This window comes from Halomonas sp. BLK-85, assembly GCF_044792155.1.
Taxonomy (GTDB): Bacteria; Pseudomonadota; Gammaproteobacteria; order Pseudomonadales; family Halomonadaceae; genus Vreelandella.
This window is the reverse complement of the sequence record NZ_CP087731.1, coordinates 1558120-1582691: the sequence shown is the minus strand read 5'-3', so window position 1 is coordinate 1582691 and position 24572 is coordinate 1558120. Positions and strand designations below refer to the sequence as shown.

General features: G+C 54.2%; 22 protein-coding genes. 5 read left to right on the top strand and 17 right to left on the bottom strand.

The window, feature by feature from the left end; translation table 11 throughout:
• Positions 1-80: 80 nt before the first annotated feature.
• Positions 81-671: a DNA endonuclease SmrA gene (smrA, locus tag LL947_RS07095; RefSeq protein ID WP_290821050.1), complete on the top strand. Its 591-nt coding sequence runs from the start codon at positions 81-83 to the stop codon at positions 669-671.
• 115 nt (positions 672-786) lie between these two features.
• On the opposite strand, the gene LL947_RS07090 is transcribed toward smrA, so the two are convergent.
• From LL947_RS07090 to metH, 3 genes are all read right to left on the bottom strand, one after another.
• The gene (locus LL947_RS07090) at positions 787-1368 is read right to left on the bottom strand and encodes a DUF934 domain-containing protein (RefSeq protein WP_499832782.1); all 582 of its coding nucleotides are present in this window, start codon (positions 1366-1368) and stop codon (positions 787-789) included.
• Positions 1358-3013 (bottom strand): nitrite/sulfite reductase, encoded by a 1656-nt coding sequence (locus LL947_RS07085; RefSeq protein ID WP_290822863.1) that lies wholly within the window; start codon positions 3011-3013, stop codon positions 1358-1360. Before LL947_RS07085 ends, LL947_RS07090 begins: the two co-directional genes overlap by 11 nt.
• 190 nt (positions 3014-3203) lie before the next feature.
• Positions 3204-6920, bottom strand: a complete 3717-nt coding sequence (metH, locus tag LL947_RS07080) for a methionine synthase (protein WP_499832781.1) — start codon at positions 6918-6920, stop codon at positions 3204-3206.
• Positions 6921-7147: 227 nt separating this feature from the next.
• Between metH and nfuA the strand changes: the two genes are divergently transcribed.
• Entirely contained in the window at positions 7148-7756 is a 609-nt protein-coding gene (gene nfuA, locus LL947_RS07075; RefSeq protein WP_290822860.1) for a Fe-S biogenesis protein NfuA, read from the top strand.
• 87 nt (positions 7757-7843) lie between these two features.
• Here nfuA and LL947_RS07070 read toward each other — a convergent pair whose 3' ends face one another.
• The gene (locus LL947_RS07070) at positions 7844-8929 is read right to left on the bottom strand and encodes a DNA-binding protein (protein ID WP_499832780.1); all 1086 of its coding nucleotides are present in this window, start codon (positions 8927-8929) and stop codon (positions 7844-7846) included.
• A gap of 304 nt (positions 8930-9233) precedes the next feature.
• Here LL947_RS07070 and LL947_RS07065 point away from each other — a divergent pair, with 304 nt between their 5' ends.
• Both LL947_RS07065 and LL947_RS07060 read left to right on the top strand, forming a co-directional pair.
• Positions 9234-10328, top strand: coding sequence for a tyrosine-type recombinase/integrase (locus LL947_RS07065; RefSeq protein WP_499834383.1), 1095 nt, complete (start codon positions 9234-9236; stop codon positions 10326-10328).
• 66 nt (positions 10329-10394) lie between these two features.
• Positions 10395-10805, top strand: a complete 411-nt coding sequence (locus LL947_RS07060; RefSeq protein ID WP_290822858.1) for a SufE family protein — start codon at positions 10395-10397, stop codon at positions 10803-10805.
• Here LL947_RS07060 and yidD read toward each other — a convergent pair.
• From yidD to LL947_RS07030, 6 genes are read right to left on the bottom strand one after another with little or no spacing between them, the layout of a single operon-like run.
• Positions 10802-11155 (bottom strand): membrane protein insertion efficiency factor YidD, encoded by a 354-nt coding sequence (gene yidD / locus LL947_RS07055; protein ID WP_404413248.1) that lies wholly within the window; start codon positions 11153-11155, stop codon positions 10802-10804. The two genes, LL947_RS07060 and yidD, sit on opposite strands and share 4 nt — an antisense overlap.
• Positions 11142-11585 (bottom strand): phosphoribosyl-AMP cyclohydrolase, encoded by a 444-nt coding sequence (gene hisI / locus LL947_RS07050; RefSeq protein WP_499834352.1) that lies wholly within the window; start codon positions 11583-11585, stop codon positions 11142-11144. The genes yidD and hisI overlap by 14 nt, the downstream gene beginning before the upstream one ends.
• A gap of 59 nt (positions 11586-11644) precedes the next feature.
• Complete coding sequence (locus LL947_RS07045) at positions 11645-12091, bottom strand: Fur family transcriptional regulator (RefSeq protein ID WP_499834351.1); 447 nt, start codon at positions 12089-12091, stop codon at positions 11645-11647.
• Between the two features lie 43 nt (positions 12092-12134).
• Positions 12135-13148, bottom strand: a complete 1014-nt coding sequence (locus LL947_RS07040) for an alpha-L-glutamate ligase-like protein (protein ID WP_404413247.1) — start codon at positions 13146-13148, stop codon at positions 12135-12137.
• Positions 13145-14665 (bottom strand): inactive transglutaminase family protein, encoded by a 1521-nt coding sequence (locus LL947_RS07035; protein WP_499834350.1) that lies wholly within the window; start codon positions 14663-14665, stop codon positions 13145-13147. The genes LL947_RS07040 and LL947_RS07035 overlap by 4 nt, the downstream gene beginning before the upstream one ends.
• Positions 14666-14706: 41 nt before the next feature.
• Complete coding sequence (locus LL947_RS07030) at positions 14707-15600, bottom strand: ATP-dependent zinc protease family protein (protein ID WP_499834349.1); 894 nt, start codon at positions 15598-15600, stop codon at positions 14707-14709.
• A gap of 268 nt (positions 15601-15868) precedes the next feature.
• Here LL947_RS07030 and LL947_RS07025 point away from each other — a divergent pair, with 268 nt between their 5' ends.
• Positions 15869-16411 carry a DUF3833 domain-containing protein gene (locus LL947_RS07025; RefSeq protein ID WP_290822850.1) on the top strand — a complete coding sequence of 181 codons (543 nt, stop codon included), beginning with the start codon at positions 15869-15871 and terminating at the stop codon, positions 16409-16411.
• A gap of 57 nt (positions 16412-16468) precedes the next feature.
• Here LL947_RS07025 and LL947_RS07020 read toward each other — a convergent pair whose 3' ends face one another.
• The 7 genes from LL947_RS07020 to tamB form a co-directional block, all read right to left on the bottom strand.
• Complete coding sequence (locus LL947_RS07020) at positions 16469-16864, bottom strand: ectoine synthase (RefSeq protein ID WP_290822849.1); 396 nt, start codon at positions 16862-16864, stop codon at positions 16469-16471.
• A 50-nt stretch (positions 16865-16914) separates the two neighbouring features.
• The gene (gene ectA / locus LL947_RS07015; RefSeq protein ID WP_290822848.1) at positions 16915-17511 is read right to left on the bottom strand and encodes a diaminobutyrate acetyltransferase; all 597 of its coding nucleotides are present in this window, start codon (positions 17509-17511) and stop codon (positions 16915-16917) included.
• A gap of 211 nt (positions 17512-17722) precedes the next feature.
• A complete protein-coding gene (gene gorA, locus LL947_RS07010) occupies positions 17723-19117 on the bottom strand; it encodes a glutathione-disulfide reductase (protein WP_404413244.1) in 1395 nt (464 codons plus the stop codon).
• A gap of 78 nt (positions 19118-19195) precedes the next feature.
• On the bottom strand, positions 19196-19372 hold the full coding sequence (locus tag LL947_RS07005; RefSeq protein ID WP_499834348.1) for a hypothetical protein: 177 nt from the start codon (positions 19370-19372) through the stop codon (positions 19196-19198).
• A 7-nt stretch (positions 19373-19379) separates the two neighbouring features.
• Entirely contained in the window at positions 19380-19907 is a 528-nt protein-coding gene (locus LL947_RS07000) for a c-type cytochrome (protein ID WP_499834347.1), read from the bottom strand.
• Between the two features lie 33 nt (positions 19908-19940).
• Positions 19941-20552, bottom strand: coding sequence for a peptide-methionine (S)-S-oxide reductase MsrA (gene msrA / locus LL947_RS06995; RefSeq protein WP_499834346.1), 612 nt, complete (start codon positions 20550-20552; stop codon positions 19941-19943).
• 6 nt (positions 20553-20558) lie between these two features.
• Positions 20559-24563, bottom strand: a complete 4005-nt coding sequence (gene tamB / locus LL947_RS06990) for an autotransporter assembly complex protein TamB (RefSeq protein WP_499834345.1) — start codon at positions 24561-24563, stop codon at positions 20559-20561.
• Between the last annotated feature and the right edge of the window lie 9 nt (positions 24564-24572).

The following is a 24572-nucleotide window of genomic DNA, read 5'->3' as shown; positions in this document are numbered from 1 at the left end:
CGGCAAGTGCCAATACTTTCCTTACTTATCCAGGAAAGTTTTTGTTAGCATGAGGTCTCCACCCGCCGGAGGAATTCAATATGAATCAGCCTATGCGTGATGACATGGATTTCAAGGCTTTAATTGGGGACGTGCAGCCACTTGGCCGCACCAACCTGGCCGATACTGGTAAAAAGCGTTCGCAGGCAACAGAAGCCCAGCGAGCCCGGCGTGAAGCGGCACAGGCTGTGCTGGATGAACGCAACTTCCTTTCCGATGACTTTGTCGACCTCCTGCCTCCTCATGATCCCGTGGAGTTTCTGCGCGAAGGTGTTCAACAAGCTGTGGTCGACAAGCTCAGGCAGGGGGGGTATCCCGTCCAGGCTCAGTTGCACCTGATTCGCCGCCCTTTGGCAGAGAGTCGCCGTTTACTCTTCCCCTTTATTCAGGATGCCTACAGCCATGATCTACGCTCAGTGATGATTGTGCATGGACGTGGGCGGGAAATGGATAGCCCGGCCAATGTGCTTCGCTCTTACCTGGCGAAATGGCTCCAGCAATTTGAGGAGGTGCAGGCCTATACCTCCGCGCAATCCTCGGACGGCGGGTTGGGCGCCACCTGGGTGATGCTGCGCAAAAGCGAACGTGCCAAGGCCAATAACCGTGAACGCCAGCAGAAACGGCGAGGATGAAAGCGGGGTGTCAGCTATTGAGAAGTACCGTCAAGAACAACAGGGCAGTCTCAACTGCCCTGTCGCCTGACACCGGTATTTGCCCCTGCTTCCTGAAATAGCTATTTGTACCTTCTTAGCTGCACGCCAGGATTTCCCGCTCGTCAGGCTGCGTCTGGCGCCTTTCAAACAGGGCCTGACGCAGCTCAACGTCTGGTTGGTAGCGCACGCTGATGGCATTAATAGCGCGTAATGCGTCTTCAGGATCTTGATCGTGGCGGAGCGCCATAGCGCTGAATCCGCAGCGGCGCATATAGTCCAGCTGATCGACCAGAACATCGCCAACGGCGCGAATTTCGCCCTGGTAGCCGAACCGCTCACGCAGCAGGCGCGCCAGCGTATAGCCACGCCCATCAGTAAAAGTGGGGAAATCAATTGCAATAGCGCTGGCGCGGCCAAGCTCGGCAGCCGTTTCCGGGCTGAGAAGGGTGTCACTGACCAATAAGGGTGCCACCTGTTCGTCTGCTCTGTGACCTTGCCATAAGGCCAAGGGAACGAAAGCAGGGCGTTGCGCAGGCAACGTGGCTTCATCATAGGAAACACACCAGGCATTGGCTTTGGCAAGCTCACCGTTAACGATCAGGTGATCGGCACATATCGGAACGATGTCTGTCTCATCTGTTGGCGATGCCAAGGCGGCTGAAGGGTTACCGGGCATAAACATGCTCCTTGAAAGGTTTCAGGCCAATGCGGCGGTAGGTATCAAGAAAGCGCTCGTCGTCATGGCGCTCGGCAACATAGACATCCAGTACCTTCTCCACCACATCTGGCACGTCTTCGCGAAAGAAGGACGGGCCGAGAATCTTGCCCAGCGAGGCGTCGTCAGTTGAATTACCGCCAATTGAAATCTGGTAATACTCCTCGCCTTTTTTATCCACCCCGAGAATGCCGATATGGCCGACATGATGATGACCACAGGCGTTCATACAGCCTGAAATATTCAGATCCAGCGGGCCGAGATCATAGAGATAGTCGAGGTTCTCGAAACGCTCCTGCAGTGCCTGAGCGATAGGGATGGAGACAGCATTCGCCAGGCCACAATAGTCACCGCCGGGGCAGCAGATGATATCGTTGAGGGTGCCTACCGTGGGGTTGGCCATACCCAGGGCGTCAAGCTCCTGCCAGAGAGCTTCTAGCTCATCCACCGGAACATCAGACAGTACCAGGTTCTGTTCGTGGGTCACTCGCACTTCACCAAAACTGTAACGGTCGGCCAAAGTCGCCACGGCGTCCATCTGGTCTGCCGTCACGTCTCCCGGAGCATGCTCACGACGCTTGAGTGAGAGGGTCACCGCTTTGTAGCCGGGCACCTTGTGCTCGGTGACGTTATTGGTCACAAAGCGGGCAAACGCGCGGTTTTCGCTGCGCAGCTTTTCATATTCCTGCACAGCGCTTTCAGCAACGGTGCGCCTTTCCGGCTCAGGAAAATGTGCCTTGGCTGCGTCAACGGTTGGCTGATTGAGGGTCTGGGGCCCATCTTTGAGATGCATCCACTCTTCGTCGGCCCTGCGTCGAAATTCCTCAATGCCGAGCGCCTTGACCAGAATCTTGATGCGCGCCTTGAACTTGTTATCACGCCGGCCAAACTGGTTGTAAACGCGTACACAGGCCTCCAGGTAGGTCAACAGATGCTGCCAGGGCAAGTCTTCCCGTACCACATCGCCAATCATGGGGGTACGCCCCATGCCGCCGCCAGCCAGTACCTTGATGCGCAGTTCGCCTTCGGCATTGCGCCAGAAACGCAGGCCGATATCGTGTATCTGAATGGCGGCGCGGTCTTCGGCCGCGCCACTGACCGCAATCTTGAACTTGCGCGGCAGATAGGCAAATTCCGGATGCAGTGTTGACCACTGACGAATCAGTTCACACCAGGGGCGTGGGTCTTCCACTTCATCGCCGGCAATTCCTGCAAACTGGTCGCTGGTGGTATTGCGGATACAGTTGCCGCTGGTCTGAATGGCATGCATCTGTACCTTGGCCAGATCCGCCAGGATATCGGGAATGTCTTCCAGTGCAGGCCAATTCAGTTGCAGGTTCTGGCGGGTGGTAAAATGACCGTAGCCACGGTCATAGCGCCGAGTGATTGCCGCCAGGGCACGCAGTTGGTAACCCGCCAACATGCCATAAGGGATAGCGATCCGCAGCATAGGGGCATGTTTTTGGATATACAGGCCGTTTTGCAGGCGCAGTGGGCGAAATTCTTCTTCTCCCAAACGCCCGGAGCGGTAGCGCTGCATCTGATCGCGGAATTGGTCAACGCGTTCATCAACCAGGGTCTGGTCGTGAATATCGTAACGGTACATAAATGGCTGAACCCTGCTGAATGCACATTAAGGCTGTGCAGGTGTCATTGACTCGGCGTTGAGAAAGCGCTCAACGCCGAACATGTCTGATGACACTCTAACAAGGGTCAAATATGCTTCAAAGTAATATATAATTATTTTTTTATTACTTAATTGATTATCAGAGTGATGCCGAACGCGTCACGATCTATCACACCACTGGGGCAGTTTCTTCGGCAGGCTCATAGGACAGCACGGGCGCCAGCCAGCGTTCCAGATCCGAAAGCGGCATACCCTTGCGTTGCGCCAGCACCTCTACCTGGTCACGGGTTATCTTACCGGTTGAAAAATATTTCGATTGCGGGTGGGAGAAATACCAGCCGGATACCGCCGCTGCTGGCCACATGGCGAAGTTTTCCGTTAACTCAAGGCCGGTGTGGCGGGGCGCATCAAGGAGCTCGAAAAGCGCCGTCTTTTCGGTATGATCCGGGCAGGCAGGGTAGCCTGGAGCAGGGCGGATGCCCTGATATTTCTCGGCGATCAGTGCTTCATTATCCAGTGATTCTTCAGGCACATAGCCCCAGAATTCCTTGCGAACCCGTTCATGCAGACGTTCGGCAAAGGCTTCCGCCAGGCGATCGGTTAATGCCTGCACCATGATGGCATTATAGTCATCACCGGCCGCTTCATAAGCCTTGCTTAGCGCCTGGACGCCGTGCCCGGTTGTGACGGCAAAGCCACCGATCCAGTCCGCGGTGCCAGTCTCTTTTGGCGCAATAAAGTCAGCCAGGCTGTAGCACAGGCCATCACGGCCCTTGGTGGTCTGCTGACGAATATGATGCAAGCGCTTGATGACGTCATGGCGGCTCTCGTCGCAATAAACTTCAATCACGTCATCGTCAACGCTGTTGGCTGGCCAGAAGCCTACTACACCCTGAACCTTGATAAGGTTTTCATCGATCAGCTTCTTGAGCATGGCCTGGGCATCACTGAACAGGCTTCGCGCAGCTTCCCCTACAACGTTATCATCGAGAATCTTCGGATATTTCCCAGCCAACTGCCAGCTCATGAAAAACGGCGTCCAGTCAATCCGTTCGACCAACTCTGCAAGGTCGTATTCATCAAAAACCTTGATCCCGGTAAAACTCGGGACCGGTGGGCTGTAGGCCGTCCAGTCTGTGCGGAAACGCCGCTTGCGGGCCTGTTCGTAACTCAAATCTGCGGCTTTCGGGCGACGCTTGGCATTGCGTTCACGCACTTTTTCATAGTCACTGCGGATTTCGGCTACATAGCTGTGTTTGAGAGAGTCTGTCAGCAACCGCCCGGCAACCCCAACGGCGCGGGAGGCGTCGGTGACATAGATCACTGGATGCTCATACTGCGGTTCGATCTTGACGGCAGTGTGCGCCTTGGAAGTGGTGGCACCACCAATCAGCAGCGGTAAGCGCATCTTGCGTCGCTGCATTTCCTTGGCAACATGCACCATTTCATCCAGGGAAGGAGTAATCAGACCGGAAAGGCCGATAATATCCGCGTTATGCTCTTCGGCTGCCTGAAGGATTTTCTCGGTAGGCACCATAACGCCCAGGTCAATAACCTCGTAGTTATTACATTGCAACACAACGCCGACAATATTCTTGCCGATATCGTGAACGTCGCCCTTGACCGTCGCCATGACGATCTTGCCTTTGGCCTTGGTGGCTTCGGTCTTTTCCGCTTCGATATAAGGGATCAGGTAGGCAACCGCCTGTTTCATGACCCGTGCGGACTTGACCACCTGGGGCAAAAACATCTTGCCGTCACCAAACAGGTCTCCGACCACATTCATGCCGTCCATCAGCGGGCCTTCAATCACCTCGATCGGGCGTTCAGCCTGGGCTCTGGCCTCCTCGGTATCCTCTTCGATATAGGCGGTGACGCCTTTGACCAGGGCGTGTTCAATGCGCTTGTTGACGGGCCACTCTCGCCACTCCAGGTCTTCCTTGCGGGCGCTACCGCTTCCATCACCCTTGAACTGGTCAGCAATCTCCAGCAGGCGCTCGGTACCGTCGTCGCGGCGGTTAAGCACCACATCTTCAACGGCGTCGCGCAATTCACCGGGAAGATCATCATAGACCGCCAACTGGCCGGCGTTGACGATCCCCATCGACAATCCGGCACGAATGGCGTGATAGAGAAAAACCGAGTGTATCGCCTCGCGAACGGCATTATTGCCCCGGAACGAGAAAGACACATTGGAGACGCCGCCAGACACCATGGCGTGGGGCAGATGCTCACGAATCCACCGAGTTGCTTCGATGAAATCAACAGCGTAGTTGTTATGCTCTTCAATACCGGTGGCAATGGCAAAGATATTGGGGTCAAAAATGATGTCTTCCGGCGGGAAGCCGATATCATCGACCAGCACGCGATAGGCACGTTCACAGATTTCAGTCTTGCGTGCGAACGTATCTGCCTGGCCCTGTTCATCAAAAGCCATCACCACGATAGCGGCGCCATAGCGGCGGCATTTGCTGGCCTGTTCGCGAAACGCAGCCTCACCTTCCTTGAGGGAAATCGAATTGACTACTGCCTTGCCCTGAACACATTGCAGACCCGCTTCGATAATCTCCCACTTGGAAGAGTCGATCATGATGGGCACTCGGGCAATATCCGGCTCACCGGCAATCAGGTTCAGAAAACGCACCATGGCATCCTGGGATTCGAGCATCCCTTCGTCCATGTTGATATCAATTACCTGGGCGCCGTTTTCAACCTGTTCCAGCGCCACTTCCAGAGCGGTGGTGTAATCTTCTTCAACGATCAGCCGCTTGAAGCGCGCTGAACCGGTCACATTGGTGCGCTCGCCCACGTTAACAAACAGGGAATCTGCCGCGATACTGAAAGGCTCCAGGCCCGACAAGCGGCACGCCGCGGGGCGCTCGGGCACCAGGCGTGGTTTGGTGCCGGATACCGCTTCAGCCACCGCCTGGATATGTTCCGGCGTGGAACCACAGCAGCCGCCGATAATATTCACCAGGCCACTGCCGGCAAATTCGCCGACAATGCTGGCCATTTCTTCCGGCGTCTGGTCATACTCACCGAATTCGTTAGGCAAACCGGCATTGGGGTGGGCCGAAACGAAGGTATCAGCCTTGGTTGCCAGCTCTTCCAGATAAGGACGCAACTCTTCGGCCCCGAGCGCGCAGTTGAGACCGATAGACAGCGGTCGGGCATGCCTGACTGAATTCCAGAAGGCCTCTGTGGTCTGCCCGGAAAGCGTACGGCCCGACGCATCGGTAATCGTGCCGGAGATCATTACCGGCAGGCGCTCACCACGTTGATCAAACAGCTCTTCAAGAGCGTAGATGGCCGCCTTGGCGTTCAGGGTATCGAAAATGGTTTCAATCAGAATCAGATCAGCCCCACCTTCAATCAGAGCTGTGGCGGCTTCATGATAATTTGCACGCAGCTCATTAAAAGTCACATTGCGCTTTGCCGGGTCGTTAACATCCGGTGACAGTGAGGCAGTGCGCGACGTTGGCCCCAGAACGCCGGCCACGTAGCGTGGCTGACCGGTTTCCTGAGCCACGGCATCACAGACATCCCGGGCAAGGCGGGCAGATTCACGATTGATCTCAACCACCAGATCTTCCATGCCATAATCCGATTGAGACAAGCGCGTACTGTTGAAGGTATTGGTCTCGATAATGTCTGCACCGGCCTCCAGATAGGCACGATGAATGCGTGACACCACATCCGGGCAGGTAAGCGCCAGCAGATCATTGTTGCCTTTCAGATCAGAAGGCCAATCCTTGAAACGTTCACCTCGGAACTCCGCTTCACTCAGTTCAGCATTCTGCAGCATGGTGCCCATGCCGCCATCCAGGATCAGAATACGTTGGGAAAGACGTTCATTTAAAGTCGCAGTCAAGTCACTAGCAGACATGGCAGGAAAAAGTCTCCATCATCACCCTCATCAAAAGGATGGTGAAATTTTAATAGTCTGTAAAAGAATAAAGATGATATTACCAGAGCAAAGTGCCTGACACAGTATACAAAATATAAAGCCTACTAAAACGGTCGGGATTGTGTCGGCGGTGAGTTTTGCTTACCATAGATGAAAACAGGATGTGAAAGTGGTTTTCGCCACCGCCACGAGAGGAATATATTCCCATGAGCACGACTGAAACAGAACTCCAAGGTATTGAAATCACCGACAGCGCACAGGAATATCTTGCTGAACTGCTGGAAAAACAGAACGTTGACGGCATTGCCGTGCGCATCTTTATTACTCAGCCAGGCACACCCTATGCAGAAACCTGCCTGGCCTACTGTCGTCCGGGGGAAGAAGAGCCCACCGACGAAATGCTTGAACTCGAGAAAATTAATGTTTTTCTGGACAAGAACAGCCTGGCATTCCTTGAAGAAGCCGTTGTTGATTTTAACGCAGACCGCATGGGCGGCCAACTGACCATCAAGGCCCCCAATGCCAAAATGCCGAAGGTCAACGCTGATAGCCCGATGGAGGATCGCATCAACTATACCCTCTACAGCGAAATCAATCCGGGACTTGCTGCCCACGGTGGTGAAATCAAGCTGATTGAACTGACTGACGATAAGGTCGCTGTTCTGGCTTTTGGCGGCGGTTGCCAAGGTTGCGCCGCAGTTGATCTGACCCTGAAAGATGGCGTGGAAAAAACGCTGATGGAACGCATACCTGAATTGGCAGGTATACGCGATGTGACCGACCATACAGATACTACCAACGCCTATTATCGATAGGTGTCACGCCAGCCGCTATAGGTTGAGCGGGTAGCTCAAATCCAGTCGAAATCAGGCGCCTGCTGTTGAAAGCCGGGCGCCTTTTTTTTATGACCCTGATGGTTCACCAGTGTTTTTCTGGGCGGCTGATATCTGAGCACCCTGCGGCTTGCCGTCATCATTCAGGCGGGTGGGCAGTGTAGACACCTGGCGCTGTAGCGCCTGTACGCTGTCGATAATTTCCTTCTGCCACTGGTTATCCTGCTGTTTGAGCGCCTCAGTATATTGCTGCTGACAACGCGCCAGTTCCTGCCGGGTTGATTCCAGTTGCGCATGCTGTTGTGCTTGCTGGTGTTGTAGTTGCTCATTTCTTTGAGACTTTTCTTCCAGCGACCCTTCTGTTAGTGCCAGCCTGGACGCTAGCGCCTGACGTGCGTGCTGTTCTTCTTTCAGAGAATGCTGCAACTTTTCAATCTGCTCCTCCTGCTGATGCAACTTCTTATTCAGCGCTTTCTGCTCACTGGTGCGCTCCTGGCGGGTCTTGTCCAGCAACCCCATCAATTTGGCTTCGGTAGTTTCATTGCGCTGCTGCTCCTGCTTGAGCTGCCCTTCAAGGCGCTGCTTTTGTTGGTGCATCTCCTCCTGATAACGATTTGCGCTGTGCTGCAGTTGCTGGCGTACGTTCTTGAGCTGTTCCACCGCCTGATCATGCGCTCTGGCATGCCGCTGTGATTCTGCTTCCCAATGTTGGGCATGCGCCTGGGTTTGCGCCTGCGCCGTGGTGGTCTGGTTCAGTTGTTCCTCGATATGGCGTAAATGCGCCGTTAAGGCCTTTTCACGCTGTTCTGCATGCGCTGCTTTCTGCTTTTCCAGTTCGACGGCCTGATGTGCATCAGCCACTTTCCTGTCAGCTTCTTCCCGGTAATGCAGAAGTCCCTGGTGGGCGGCTTCCTGTGCCTGACGCCAAAGCTCAGAAGCGGCGGTCACGACAACTTCCGGCACCCCTTTGGGTGGGGGAACATCCTTGTTCTGCTCACGTTCCAGGCGCCAATGGCGGAAATGCTCGCTGATGGTCGTAAAGCTGCCGGTACCCAATACATCGCGAATACGCTGCACACTGGGCGTGTCGCCGCGGGTCAGAAGTTCATCAATTGCCTGTTGTACATCGCTGTACTGAATGCCATTGCGGGCCATGGTTTGCTCCTGTGGCAGCTGTGTTTAGCCGCGATTATAGCGGATTTTTGTCAGTGATGGGCTTAAAGTAATGTAAATTACATTTTACGTATTATGTAATAATATTTATGATGCGAGAATAAATTCAAGATTACTCTTATTATCTTGAATTTAGTCAACAGTAATGGCACTGTCAGCAAGGTGTTGTGATAAGACCTTCAGGTCTTGGATACATAGGCATTCAAAGGGGCAGGGCGTGGATACAGGGCTGGAATCTCTAGGTACTGTTAGTGGACTAGAAAACAATGCTTTACGTACCGAATGGCTGCCTGGAAAGCCGCACCGTCACCCGTCGTTGCGTATCAACGCCCACAGCGATGCTGACGCTGTTACTCACTGGCTAAGCGAATACACCGCCAGCCCGCAAACCTGGCGTACCTATCAGCGCGAAGCGGAACGTTTGCTGTTATGGCTTGCCCAGCAACAGCTGAGCCTTAACGCGGTTGATCGTGCAGTACTTCAGGCGTTTGAAGCCTTTCTGGCGGACCCCCAGCCCAGAAGGATATGGGTCGGGCCTTCAAAACCCAGGCAGCACCCGGATTGGCGTCCTTTTCGCGGCCCTTTGTCAGCTTCCAGCCGCCGCCAGAGCCTGGTAATCCTGCAAGGTATGTTCAGTTGGTTGGTGGAAGCTGGCTGGGTGACGCACAACCCGTTCAGACTGATGCGCGATAAATCCCGTCGCCTGAACAATCAGACGCCCCGAATCGAGCGATACCTGGAAAAAAGCCTGTGGGATTGGCTATGGGAATGGCTGCAGCGGGAGACAGACAGCCACCCACGTGCTCAATTCGAGCAGGCACGCCGCCGGATTATCTTCGCCTTTGCTTATATGCTGGCCCCACGCATCAGCGAAATGGCGGCGGCACACATGGGAGATATCCAGCAAAGAGAAGGGCGCTGGTGGTGGGAGGTGACCGGTAAGGGCGACAAGGTTGCCAAGGTGCCGGTTCCGGATGATTTCATGCGCCAACTGGCGCAATGGAGAAAGGTTCTGGGGTTGACGCCCGAGCCGCTATTCCAGGAAGACACCCCCTTGTTGCGTTCGCTGAATGGTCAACGTCGTATCAGCGATAATCAGCTTTATCGCCTGATCCGCGCCACCTTCCAGCAAGCGGCAGACGCACTGGAACAGCAGGGTGGTGACGCAGCGCAGACAGAGGCCTTACGCCATGCCACCCCTCATTGGCTTCGTCATACGTCGATTACCCACCAGGCCCAGGCCGGCGTCAGTCTGCGTTATCTGGCTGAAAGTGCCCGTCATGCGCGGCTGGAGACCACGTCCCGTTATTTACACAGCGAAGATGAGCAGTGGCACCTTGAACAGCAGCGTCACCGTTTGCAGTCATCATCGCCTGAGTAGGGCGTTACGCGTTATAATTCTGTCAAGCTTATAAAGCATCGACCTGACACACCTTAAGGAAATAACATGAGTACTGAGCAAGCCCAGCAAGAGCTGGTTGAAGAGTTCGAGATATTTGATAACTGGATGGACCGTTATCAATACATTATCGACATGGGTAAACAGTTGCCTGAGTTTCCAGACACATTAAAGACAGAGGAAAACAAGATTCAGGGCTGTCAATCCAATGTCTGGATGATCCATGAGCAGCAGGGCGACAAGCTGACGTTCAAGGCAACTTCTGATGCTGCAATTGTTGCCGGGCTGATTGCCGTATTGCTGCGCATCTATAATGAGCGCTCAGCGGAGGACATTCAGAGTACGCCACCGCACTTCATGGCAGACCTCGGACTCGACAAGCATCTCTCGCCGACGCGCAGTAACGGCCTGAATGCCATGCTAGAGCGCATCTACAGCGTGGCCAAACAGACGAACTAAGGCGTTTTATTGTCTGACACCTTTTGAGAGTCAGGCGTGCAATCATCGTCCTGGCAGAGCTGTTCGCTGCGCCCACCGGGCACAGGGTCCATTCCGCCGGGGTTACCCGGGTGGCATTTGAGGATACGCCGGATTGCCATCCATCCGCCCTTGAGTGGGCCATGCACCTGTAGTGCCTCTATGCTGTAGGACGAGCAGCTCGGCCAGAACCGACAGCGCGGCCCAAGCAGCGGGCTGATCACCAGTTGGTAAAGGCGGATCAGCCCCACCAGGAGTAGCACAAGAGCTCGCTTGAGGCCCTTGATGACTGCGCGGCATACGCCCGGTAGTGAGAACTTAACCCTTGCCATACAGTTCAGCGGGGTCGATAAGCGGCTGAGTATTGATATCTATCCTGTTTTCAGTAAGCTCAATATAGAAACAGCTGCGTCGGCCCGAGTGGCAAGCCGGTCCGGTCTGATCCACCTTGACCAGCAGGGTATCCCCGTCACAGTCCAGCGCCGCTGACTTCAAGCGCTGCTGCTGACCGGAATATTCCCCTTTACGCCATAACGTCCCGCGTGACCTGGAATAATAGCAAACCCGCCCGGTACGCAGAGTTTCATTCAGCGCTTCACGGTTCATCCAGGCCATCATCAACACTTCACCACTATCAAACTGCTGGGCAATGGCGGGAATCAGGCCTTGCTCGTTGAACTTGATGGCATCCAGCAGGGTATTCAGGTCAGGCAGGTCAATCGCAGGTTCGGCTGGCTCTAGCTGCTTGAACAGAGTCGACATAAGGCTCTCTAGAAATAACGATGATAATGGAAGTACGAGGTTGTCGATACAGGGTTATGTTACACGGCCGTTGACTGGCAACGCGCACAAAGGCCCTGCAATTCAATGGTCTGACGCTCTACCTTGAAGCCCTTATCGTTCGCTTTGGCCGCCAGCTGTGCCCCAATATCGTCAAGATGCAGCTCTTCCACATAGCCGCAAATACGGCAGATCAAAAGCTGAAAACCATGCGCATGTTCAGGGCAGGCGCAGGCCACGTAAGCATTCTGCGATTCTATGCGATGCACCAGGCCCTGTTCTATCAGAAAATCCAGCGCACGGTAGACCGTCGGCGGACGGGCTGCCGCATGCTCGGTCGAGAGCTGATCAAGCAGATCATAGGCTTTCAAACCGCCACCGCTGTGAGCGATCAATTCCAGCACTTTACGACGAATAGGCGTGAAACGAACGCCACGTGACTGACACTGGTTTGCAGCTTGCTGGATCAAGGCAGTGGTCTGGGGCATGCAGAGGCTCTACTGGGTAGCGATAATAGGGAACACCTTCAGTTTACGTGTTTACATCCGTACTGTCAGCGCTGCTTACCAGTTCGCTGTGCCGTGCAAAGTGATGCTGGGCAAAGGCGACTCTGGCCCGGGGCGCCAAGCCCTCCGGTTGACGTTCGATCAGGTCCAGGCGCGGCCGTAAACCTTCCCCGTTGGTCATCTGGATCGCCAGCCCCGGACGCGCATTCAGTTCCAGCAGCATGGGGCCGTGGTCCCGGTCAAGTACCATGTCGGTGCCCAGGTAACCCAGGCCTGTCATTTCATAGCAGCTGGCAGCCAGGTTGAGCAGGGTTTGCCAATGCGGCACTTTAAGCTCGGCCAGATCATGATCCGTATCCGGGTGACGCTGACAAGGGCGGTCGAACTGAACACCGCGCAATGCATGGCCACTGGCAATATCCAGCCCGACTCCCACTGCTCCCTGGTGCAGGTTGGCCTTGCCATCTGACGCAGCAGTTGACAGGCGCATCATGGCCATGACCGGATAGCCTTTGAAAATGATCACGCGAATATCCGGCACACCTTCGTAGGTGTAGGCCAGCAGGCTTTTATCAAAATTGATCAAGGTTTCGATAACGGCAACATCCGGTGACCCACCCAGCGAGTAGAGGCCAGAAAGAATATTTGAAACGTGACGCTCTATATCGACCAGCGACAGCCGGGCGCCGCTTGGTTTGATATAGGCCTGACCATCAGATTGCTCAATCACCAGAATGCCTTTGCCTCCGCTACCCTTGGCCGGTTTGACCACAAAGCCGCGGTGCCCCTGTAAGGTAGCTCTCAACTGCTTGATGCCAAACTGGGTCTCCACCGTACCAATCAATACCGGTGAGGTGACACCGTGCGATTGCGCCAGCAGCTTGGTCTTGAGTTTGTCATCCACCAGCGGATAGAGACGACGATTGTTATAGCGGCCGATATAGCGGATATTTCGCCTGTTCATACCGATTATGCCTTTATCACGCAGGCGCGACGGCGATGTCCACGCTGGGGTCAGTTGATTCAGAAACCCCTTCATGACGGTTCGTCATCGGTGATGGGTTTGAAACGGCGCAGTTCAAGCAGGCGGTAACCGGTATAGTTTCCCAATAGCAGAATCAGCGCCATCAGGATCAGTTGAATGCCCAGGAAATTAAAAGTGATATGGCGCACAACAGGATTGTTCATCGCCAGAAAAGCCAACACGGCGGTAATCAGGCTGCCGCCACCCTGAATCAATACCTGCTTGGGACCTTCCTCTTCCCACAGGATCGACATGCGCTCTATCGTCCAGGCAAGGATAATCATCGGAAAAAAGGTAATCGTAAGCCCCGCATTAAGCCCCATCCGATAGGCAACGACCGAGAAGATCGAAATAATCGCAATCACCGTTATTATCACCGCAGACACCCGGGCAACCAACAGCAGGTTGAGATAGGACAGATAATTACGAATGACAAGACCCACTGCAACGATCAGCAAAAACCCGATCAAACCGGTTAAAAGGGTGGTCTGGATAAACGCCAGGGCAATCAGCACAGGCATGAAGGTACCGGATGTCTTGATGCCTACCAGCACACGCAGGAAAACGACGACCAGCGCACCAATCGGAATCAACAGGATTGTCTGGAAAAGTGCCTGTTCCTCAAGCGGTAGGCTATGGATTGAAAAGTTGAGCAGGGTATCGTCAGAGAGGTGGTTGCGTACCGCCGCAGAAGCCGGCTGGGAATGGGTCAACATTGAGAAGGTGACCCGCGAGTTTGTTCCGCCCAGTACCTCCAGTACAGCCTGCCCGCCAGTTTCCCAAAGTAACAGATTGTCCGGCTTTCCCTGCTCACCGGTTTCCGGGTCAAATAACCACCATTGCTTGTCGTTTTCGCTGTAGACCTGGATCCATTGGGTCAATGTCTGCCGACGTCGGCCGTCTTCAAGCAAAAGGCCACTGATGGACCGCGCTTTTACGTCGGCCTGTCCGAGCAGTCTCACGATAAGCTCGCCAGGTTCAAACTGGGTCAGCAACAGCCTGGCGTTTTCACCTTGGTGTTCGCCATTGACATCGCGAATCAGCGCGCGCGTAAAGGAGGCATTATTGGCACTGCGCGTCCAAGCGCGTTCGATAACCTCTTGGGCAGCCGTATCATAGGGACGTTCCCAGGCGGTTACCGAGGGTAGGTCCGGTGGTCGTTGCTCCGGCGCACGAGCCTCAGGTGACACCAGTATCTGCGCTGAGTAATACAACTGCTGTGAACCACTGGCATGACGAATAGACCATTGGGCACGGCGACCCCGCTCATTTGACTGGTATGCCAGACCATACCCCGATGATGCCGTATTTTCAGTCAGTATCCGAAACCCTTCCTGATGGGAAGGCAGGGCAAAATTGACTTCCACCGGTGCATCCTGGGCGCTGAAATTGATCATGGCTTCAACTTCCCAGACTTCTTGCTGCTTTCCAGGCAACCAGGGAATTTCAAACTGCAGGTGGCGCTGAACGCTCATGGCGATACCAGCCACCAATAAAATCCCGACAATAAAATAGAAGGGCAGTCGTGACATCGTGCTTCCTTGGTTAGGTAGCCACTCAGTACGATGAGTGGTCAGTCATCATTCGTATCCATGTCTGATGAAGGGGCATTGACCGTTTGATCTGAAGGGGTGCCGCCAGAAAACTCTGGCCGCTCATGCAGATAGCTTTCAGCCACATCGATAAGCGCGATATCCAGCAAAAAACGCCTACCCAGCAATACAGGGAAATTGAGATGGGTACGATCATTCAGGGTAAATTCAGCATGCTGACGAATCGGCCCCAGGATCACCAATAGTGAAATAACCGGGCGTGAATCTTCACCTGTTGCCTGTAGCACCTTGACCCGGCGTTCAACCGGGGCTTCGAACGCTTCCTTTTGGGCACTTTCTAAGACCTCGTCGTTGTCATTAAGTGCCAATTTAAAGCGCACCCAGTCTTCACCGTCACGTTCAAAGGGGGTAATTTCCGTTGCAGAAAGCGATGCCGTATTGGCCCCGGAATCAATACGCGCCTTGAGAGATGTACCTAGATGAGGTAAACCAATCCACTCACTGCGACCGACGAGGGTCTTGTTTCCGCTGGGCGAATTCTCCTGACTGCATAATTCGGCCGCCACGGGTTGTTGAGTGCCCGTCGGGACGATTTGAGGGGCGGCCAGCGTCAGGTTGTCTACATTATCGTTGAGTTTTCTTAACAAGCTGCCAATTTCACGCACATCGGCCGTCATGCGCTGCGCCTGACGCTGCTGGCTGTCTAATAGCGGCGAAGTATCACACTGCGATTCAAGGGATAAAGCCAGTTCATCAATGCGCTGATTGAACGCCTCTCTGCCTAGCGGCTGGAGAGCGGAATCCTGCGGTTGGTCTGATCGCAGAGCGGCACACCCGGTCAACTGGGTCGCTAGCAGGGTGACCATAAGTAGCCTGGAGAGGTTTTTGTTAAGGGGGGTGGGCGAGATGGCCATCCATGAACAACCGTTGCGCATAGCAGATAAATCCCTTGATCAACGAATGAGGCATGATAAGGAGTCGATGGCAAGCTTGTCCAACACCGTGCAGACGACATTGTGAACAAGTGATATCATCAATCAACATATTTAACATAATATATATTATGCGAACTCTAGGGTCGTCCATTGGTTCTGTAATTTTGACAAGGCGTTGCTCGACAACTCCTGTACAGTGTATGGTTTTGTGATATTTACCCCTTGGCTGTCCTCAGGAGAATCTCCCATGGCCCTGTTAGATCGTTTTTGGCGTTGGAGCGTGCTATCGCTGGCAATCCTGCTTTTAACCGGTTGTACCAGCGTTGATATCGAACAGTATGCAGACACCACGCCCACGCTGGATATTGCCGAATACTTTGAAGGTGAAACCCGGGCCTGGGGAATCGTACAGGACTACAGTGGCGAAATTCAGCGCCAGTTTACCGTGGATATTGAAGGGACTTACGAGGGTGACACCCTGGTGCTGGATGAAGCCTTTGTCTTTGCCAACGGTGAAACAGACCGACGGGTATGGACATTTGAACGTATTGACGAGCACACCTGGAATGGCTCGGCCAACGATGTGGAAGGCAACGTTGAAGCCAGACAATACGGCAATGCTTTTCACATGCGTTACCCATTGGATATAGAAGTCAGTGGCCGGACCTTGACGTTCACCATGGATGACTGGATGTACCTGCAACCCGATGGAAAACTGATTAACCGTACGGCAATGCGTAAATTTGGTTTAACACTCGGCGAAATCACGCTGGTATTTGAACAGCGCTAAACAAATCAGCCCGCCAACAGGTGTCTTTGGCGGGCTGTTTTATCATACGGCTATGCCTTATTCCTCATCAGCAGGCGCATAAGAGCCATCTTCCCGATGGACTTCAGTCCCCGTAATGGGGGGTGTGAATACACAAGCCAGATGCATCGTCTTATGGGCACGCAGGAGATGCGCGTCATGCTGATCAAGGACATAGATATCGCCAGGCTTGATTGGCCAGATCTTGCCATCGGCCAGGGTTTCAACTTCCCCTTCCCCTTCAATGCAATATACCGATTCAAAATGATGCTTGTAGTGAATATGCGTTTCTGTACCTTCGTAGATACGCGTGATATGAAAAGAAAAATCACCACCATCTGCGGCGAGTACCAGGCGAGTGCTGTCCCAGTTGCCATTTTCTGCCTTGACTAGGCGGTCTGTCTGGCGCGCTTCTTCAATATTGCGGACGATCATAATAGTTTCCTTATTCGTTTAGCCACTGCTAGCGTCAATAGAATAGTACGTCAATCACCCTGATAACCAGCGATAGTGCCTGTCTGGAAAGGACCAATCCTGACCAGATTCTCAGGATCATGTTCTCCGCCGAGCTGTTCGGTGGAAAAATATTCTCGACTGTTCAGCGGTGCTTGCCACCGGGCTGCAAGCCGGCGAAACAAACCCCATGAGGCCTGGTTATCCGGGGTGATGGTCGTTTCAAGATGATGGACTTCCTGAAGTTCGGGGCGTGTCATAATGGCTTCAACCAGACGACGGGCCAAGCCCGTTCCACGCGCCTTCTCCCCCACGGCTACTTGCCACAGGAAATACGTATCCGGCGCATTATCCTTGACATACCCGGATACAAAGCCGACGACCTCATGTTCTTCATTGATAGCCACAGCACAGGTATCACGAAACTGTGTTGCCAACAGCAGATAGGCATAGGCTGAGTTGACATCCAGCGGTGGACAGGACTTGATGAGTTCGTATACCCCCCAGCCGTCTTCAGCATTCGGTTTGCGTATGAATAAAGGGGTCTCTGCATGCCCTACCACGGCATCCGCAACGGTAGGACGAACCAGGTCGGCAGAGGGCGTAAAGGGTGGTGTTGGCGTTGTCATGGTTAAGCTTCGCTTTTGCGATTTAATCAAGTGGTACGCTGTTCAATACGTACATTGTTCGAAAAGTACTTTAAGAAACGAGTATCTTATGAATAGATTGTTTAAAAACAATTTATCGTTACTATAACTTTAAATTATGATAACAGCAAATCTGGGGCGATCATGACCGGCCGTACTATAATAAAAAATTATACTCTCGGCTTTTCACCGGTTAGTAGCGGGTGACGTTGCGCATGGTGACAAATTCTTCAGCGCCGGTTGGATGAATGCCCACTGTACGGTCGAAGTCAGCCTTGGTGAGCCCTGCCCGGACGGCGATGGCTATGCCCTGAATAACTTCTCCCGCCTCGTCCCCTACCATATGCGCGCCAAGCACCACGTCGGTAGCATCATCCACAATCAGCTTCATCAGGGTACGTTCCTGGCTGCCTGACAAAGTATGTTTCATCGCGCGAAAATCGGCCTGGTAAACACGAATATTGCCTTTTTCTCTGGCCTCTTCTTCAGACAGCCCGACAGTTCCTATATTGGGGTGACAGAACACGGCGGTGGGAATGTTGGCGTAATCCATCGGGCTCGCATCAACATCACGAAAATGAACATCCACCAGGTGCATGGCTTCAGCCAGTGCGATAGGGGTCAGTTCTGGCCCTGCAATCAGATCGCCAAGGGCCAGGATGGAAGGGATACTGGTCTCAAAACGCTCATTGACAGGCACCTTGCCCTGCTCGTCCAAGCGTATGCCCAATGTATCCAGCCCTAACCCTTCAATATTGGCATGCCGGCCGGTGGCCGCCAGAACCGCATCCACGTGCATTACCTGGCCGTCAGTCAATGTCACCCGGTATTCATCGCGGTTGTTATCACCTGTTACTTTATCGATCTGGGCAATATTGACGTTAAAGTGCAGGTTTACTCCCTTACGCGCCATCTCATCGCGGGTAAATTCACGTACTTCCTGATCAAAGCCACGCAGGAAAAGATCGCCGCGATAGATAAGGTGGGTATCACTACCAAGGCCATTGAAAATGCTGGCAAATTCGACCGAAATATAACCACCGCCAAGGGTCAGAAAGCGTTTGGGGAAATGTTCCAGATCAAAAATCTGGTTGGAGCTGAGCATATGTTCGCTACCCGGGAAATCCGGCAGCCAGGGCCAGCCGCCGGTGGCCACCAGAATCCGCTGTGCGGTGACCTGATGCTCACCTTCGTCGTTATGCAGGACGACGGTATGCGCATCCATGACGCTGGCATGCGCATTGTAAAGCGATACGTCGGCACCTTCGAGCAAGCGGTGATAGATACCGTTCAGGCGCTTGATTTCACCTTTCTTGTTCTCTCGCAGGGTTGCCCAATCAAACGTAGCCGGGCCAGGTAATTGCCAGCCAAAGCCAGCCGCATCGTCGAAGCTGTCGTGAAAGTGCGCAGCATAGGAATAGAGTTTTTTGGGTACGCATCCCACATTGACGCAGGTTCCTCCCAGATAACGGTTTTCCGCTATCCCGACCTTGGCACCTTCAGCCGCCGCCATTCTGGCTGCGCGCACGCCGCCTGATCCGGCGCCAATGACAAAGAGGTCGTATTCATAAGCGGTTTTATCCGTCATTCCGTGCTCCTTTCATTCAATATCAATAGGTTAAAGGGTATTTCCTGATCATTAAATATGCCCGTGACACGGCAGGTTCTATGAGGCGCGCGGTTGATCTCGAACCTCTGGCAGCGAGGTCCACAAATCGTCATGCATGGCCGGAAATACAGGTATCAGGGTGAATAGATGATCTCTGCCAGGTGGCGACCCTTCATCGAGTTGACGGCCTCGACGCTGGCGATTGATCAAGGTGGCGGCCTTGATAGCCGCCATGAATTGATCAGTAACGATAACCACGGTGGCAGCTTTTACAACTTTCTCCGACAACTGAGAGACCCTTGGCGGCAGCCTTCAAATCCTCATTGCTGACTGCCTCTTGGAGAGTGGCTATGTCGGTATCCAGTTGATCAAAGCCCGATCGGTAGCGATCCCACTCCTCCCAGATTTCCGGTCTGGCATCAGACCCTGAACCATGACTGCCTTCAATGAACGCCGGGAGCATGTTATCCGCACTGAGCATTTGCCTGAGGGAATCAATACGCGGCTCAGCGGCAGACAGATCGCGCTGATTAACGATATCAAATCGTAGTTGGCGCAACAGGCTCTTGGATTCGTCGAATGTATCCTGACGCCAGATGACGGCCTCACGTTGATCTGCAAAGGAAGTACTTTCAGCGCTGCTCGGCGGAGACGCCCAGGGATCATTCTCGCTGGCCTGGGATGATACTGTACCCAGTAAGAGAGCCGCTGCGACCGCTGTACAGGCAAAAAGACTGATATGCCCGGGTAATATGCATAAGCTTCTCATTATGATCGTATGTCCTCGTCAGAAATAATGTCCTCACACCAGTTGGCAGCTGACACCGGTGCCTTTCAGACCACAGTAACCACCCGGATTCTTGTGTAGGTACTGCTGGTGATAGGCTTCGGCATAATAAAACGTATCCAGCGGCTTTATCTCCGTAGTGATCGTTCCTCGTCCGGCCTGATCCAGCTGTTGCTGAAAAATTTCGGCGCTGTGCCGGGCTGTTTCAAGCTGTTGTTGATTGGTGGTGTAGATAGCTGAACGGTATTGGGTACCCCTGTCGTTCCCTTGGCGGTTCAGCTGCGTGGGGTCATGGTTTTCCCAGAAAATGGTTAACAGCGATTCCAGACTGACTTCAGCGGTATCATAAATGATCAGGACCACTTCCGCGTGTTCGGTCTGACCCGTACAGACTTCTTCATAGCTGGGATTGGGCGTCTTGCCGCCTGCGTAGCCTGCCGCCGTGACCAGAACCCCGGGAACTGACCAGAAGAGGCGTTCGACGCCCCAGAAACACCCCATGCCAACCACCAGCGTGGCGTAGCCTTCGCGGTGCGCCGGCTTCAGCGCTTCTCCGCTGATGGCATGATACTCACTGGTGGGTATCGGCGTGTCTCGCCCGGTTGGAACACGATCAAAAAAACGCATGATGTCTTACCTCGCTTGAAACGTTGAAGGGTTACCACTGCGGCTGAATTGGTAAATCAGGTCAACCGCCTGATTGGCACCTGAAACAGCCTGCAGATACAGGTCACGCCATAAGGTATAGCGCAGGGTAAGTTCTGCTATCGGGGTAAAGATACCGACGCCATAGCTGACGCTGATGTCGTCGGTCAGCTGACCACTCAACGCTACCTGACTATCCTCGCCGGCGCCTGCGGTATCCAGACGCAGGTCATCAATACCAAATGTCTCACCGATAGATCCTACTGCGCCACCAGTACGGCCTAGCGACATGCTGATCAGTGCCGTGGTCATGGCACTGTTAAATCCGCTTCCGGATTCATCGGGCGCCCTGCCGCGCAACAGATAGGAAAGCGCACGGGTTTCATTCATGGCCGGGTTGGAAAAAATGGTCAGGTTGGGGGAATCAGCCAGTCCGGTCACCCTGACACCCACCACCACATCATCCTGGGTAACCTCAGGATTACGGATTGCTTCAAAATCAAGCGATGGTGCCCCCGGCGGCCCGCTGAAAATAATGGCGCCACGCCGGATAAGCAGATCCTGTCCAAAGGATTTGAAACGGCCATCGGCCAGGTTAACATCGCCAAACAGCTGCAGCCCTCCACTATTCTGGTCCACTTCAAGCGTGCCCTGAAGGTTCGAGTTCAGCCCATACGCAGACAGCTGCATGTCTTCACCAAGGTTGATGCTGACCTGGACATCCATGGCCATTCCCCCCTCCTCGAGACTTTCTGCAGCACTCGGCCCACCCGCCCGCTGTTCCGCTTCCTGATCATCGCGCTCGGTGATGATGATCTCATCGCTGCTAGGCCCCGTCACCGAAGAGGGCAATTCACCTGCTTCAAGACGCGCCCAGGGAATATTGACATCGCCACGTACCTGCAAGCGCTCAGGAACGACGCGGATGCGTATATCAGGTGCGGCTTCCAGGCGGCCAAACTGTGGTAATGCCACCAATAGTGGATTCTCGGTTGCCTCCAGGTCAATGCTGATCCCCCAGTCATCATCTCCTGGCCAAACGGCATCGCCCTGAATATTCAGGCGTCCGCGTTCGGCATCCACAAAACCATCAATTTGGCCAGAGGCCCCGTCGAACGCCACGGTAACTTCACCATCGGGAACCACTATTGGCAGATCGGGGCCGGCGACCTGAAGCTGCTCGAGACTTAACTGCCCCTGAAGATCAGGCTGTACCAAGGTACCGCTGATACTGACAGTGCCATCGAGCTGCCCTTCCAGGGTATCAAGCCCAACAACCATGTCGCGGTAGGGGTTCAGACGAACGCCGGCGACACTCAGCTCACCGCCGAGACCGGCGGCGCCCATTGGGTCTGTTATCGCCAGGTCAAGATTGATATCCCCGGCATCACCCAGCGCAAGCGTGGCATTGGCATCCACCTGTTGTGGGTTAGCTTCTATGCCGGTTTCAAGGCGCAGGCGCGGCAGAGTCACTGGCTGGCCAAAATCATTCAGTGCGGTAATTTCCAGACTGCTGTCGAGCCCCAGATCCGCCTGCCAGCGAGCACCGCCCTGCTGCCAGGAAGCCGTCATATCGGCCGTGGTATCACCCTGTAGCGACCAGCCATCAGGTAAAAAGGGAGCAAGCACCTGCATGGGCACTTCGCTGACAGACAGAACAGCCTGACCGGCCTCAGCAGAGGCGTTGATGGACTCGTCGGAGCAGATTATGCCCCCTTCTTCGCGACGCAAGCAGAATGTGGACAGACGGGCTTCTCCACTATCCAGGCGGTAACCCAGATCCAAAGGGGCTTCAAGGCCTATGGTGCCGAATGCTGATACAACCTCAAAAGGTGACAGCTTGGCCTGGTAGCGCTCGCCTGGCTGATCCAACTGACCATCAAGCGCCAGGGTGACACTGTCAAGCAGTGCATTATCTGCGCCACCGAGCACATCCAGCGTCAGGTTATGCTCAGAAAGCCTGCCATCCAGTGAAAGCAGGATACTTTCAAATGTTTGACCACCTGCAACAGCATCATCTACTGCCAGGCGGACATCTAACTGCGGGTCTTCCATGCCAGTGATATCCGCATCCAGCTGCAAAGTATCCAGACGATTTTCGCCAAACCGCAGCCCCTGGCCTTCAAGATTGGCGGTAAGTTGCGGCTGCTCCAGGCTGCCCCGCGCCTGAACCTGCCCCGTCAGGCCGCCCTGTAATCCGGGGGCCAGGGTTTGCAGGCCACGCATATCAATGCTGGCGTCCAGCTCCATGTTATCCGGACGTATCTGACCGCTGGCATTGAGCCGGTTGTCACCCTGAGCAAATTCCAGCTGCTGAAGATTGACGTCAAGCGAACTGTCTGCGGTCAGCGCAGCCTCAAGAGTAAGTGGATAGTCCTGTAGCTCGCCGTTGACTTCAAGCTGCGGCAGTGAAACCGTCCAAAGCTCACCCTGCTGGCGTACGGAGACATCCATGCGCCCATCCAGGCGTCCTTCCACCGAGGGTGCAAGATCATTGGGGTTAAGATTGGACAGCTCAACAATCGCTTCAACGCCTAGTCCGTCTTGCCAGGTGACATTTCCTCTACTGGATATCTGGCTGTCATCAACGGTCAGTGACAAGGGAGCCCAGTTAAACATGCCCAGATTCCCCTGGCCGTTCAATGACAACCGGCTGGGCGGCACCTGTGGGCCCTGGGCATCAAGCTGAAGATCCAGCCGGTAGTCTTCGAGATCACCTTCGGCTGTTAACGCCAATCCGTCAATCACATAAGGTTCATCCGCTGATTCACTGTCCTCAGCGATGGACGCGGATGTTAACGGCCAGCGCAATTCGTCGCTGTCCAGCGTTATCCGGAAAGGCAGGGTCGGCGCCAGAGCATCCAGGTTGGCGGTCAGGTTCGCTGACACTGGCCCCCGGGCGTCTAGCGTTGCGTTCAAGTCATTCAGATTGCCATCCAGACGCAGGGAAATTTCTTCACCGGCCAGTTCCGGCATGATCTCCGGTAGAAAAAGTTGCCCATCAAGCTGAGCATTCAGCGGGTAGTTTCCTTCCAGTGCCACATCAGCCGTCAACTGCATGGAAGCATCCGGGGTTCTGACGTCAAGCTGGTTCAGGTTGATCTGACGCCCTCTGGCGGTAAGGTCCAGTTGCAGGCTGTTGACGGTGTACTCTGTAACGCCGGAAAGTGTCAATTCATTCAGGCTGAATTCAGGCAGTTCAAGATTGATGGGCAGGCTGATAACGGGTAACTCAATCGGCTCGCGATTGGCGATGACTTCTGCAGCTGAAGCCTGATTGACAGGTTCAAGCGGGCCCTGCAACTCAATGGCGGCATCAATCGCCTCACTGGAAAGCGGCGCATCCTCTGAAGCTGCCAACAAGACGCCCGGACCTGGGGGCAAATAGACCTGAGGACGCTCAAGGTGGGTGGGCGCAATACGGATCAGGTTTTCTTCTGCACTGATAGCAGAAGTAAAACTCTCCCAGCGGATTCGAGTGCCATCGCCGAGGCGCACATCCATGTTTTCCACCACCAGCTCACGCAGTTCAACCGGGAAAGGCAAGCGTATTTCTTGCATCGGCGCCGAGTCCTGCTGTTCCTTTTCAGGTGTGTCACCGCCAGCCGGCAGGCGAATATCAGCATTGATCAATCTCAGCGTATCAATGCACAAACGGCCGGAAAGTACGCAATCCTCTGCCCAGGCCAGTTCAAACTCATCGAATGAGAGGGAAACGCCTGCCAGGTCAAGGCTAAGGCCTTCAAGCTTGAGGCGCTCAAGCAGGCTACCCTGATGATCGTCCAGCTGAATCCAGTGTCGCTGTTCCGCCTGGTCCAGCAGCACGTTGGTTCCCCACGGAGACAATGCCCAACCGAGAACGACACATAACAGGGATATCGTCCAGATAGGCAATACGATGATCAGACGTATCAAGCTCCAGGCCAGTAGCCACAGGCGTTTTCGGACTGAGAAATAATGCCGTTTGACCACGGTTTGTTTATCTTGGGACACAGGTAACTC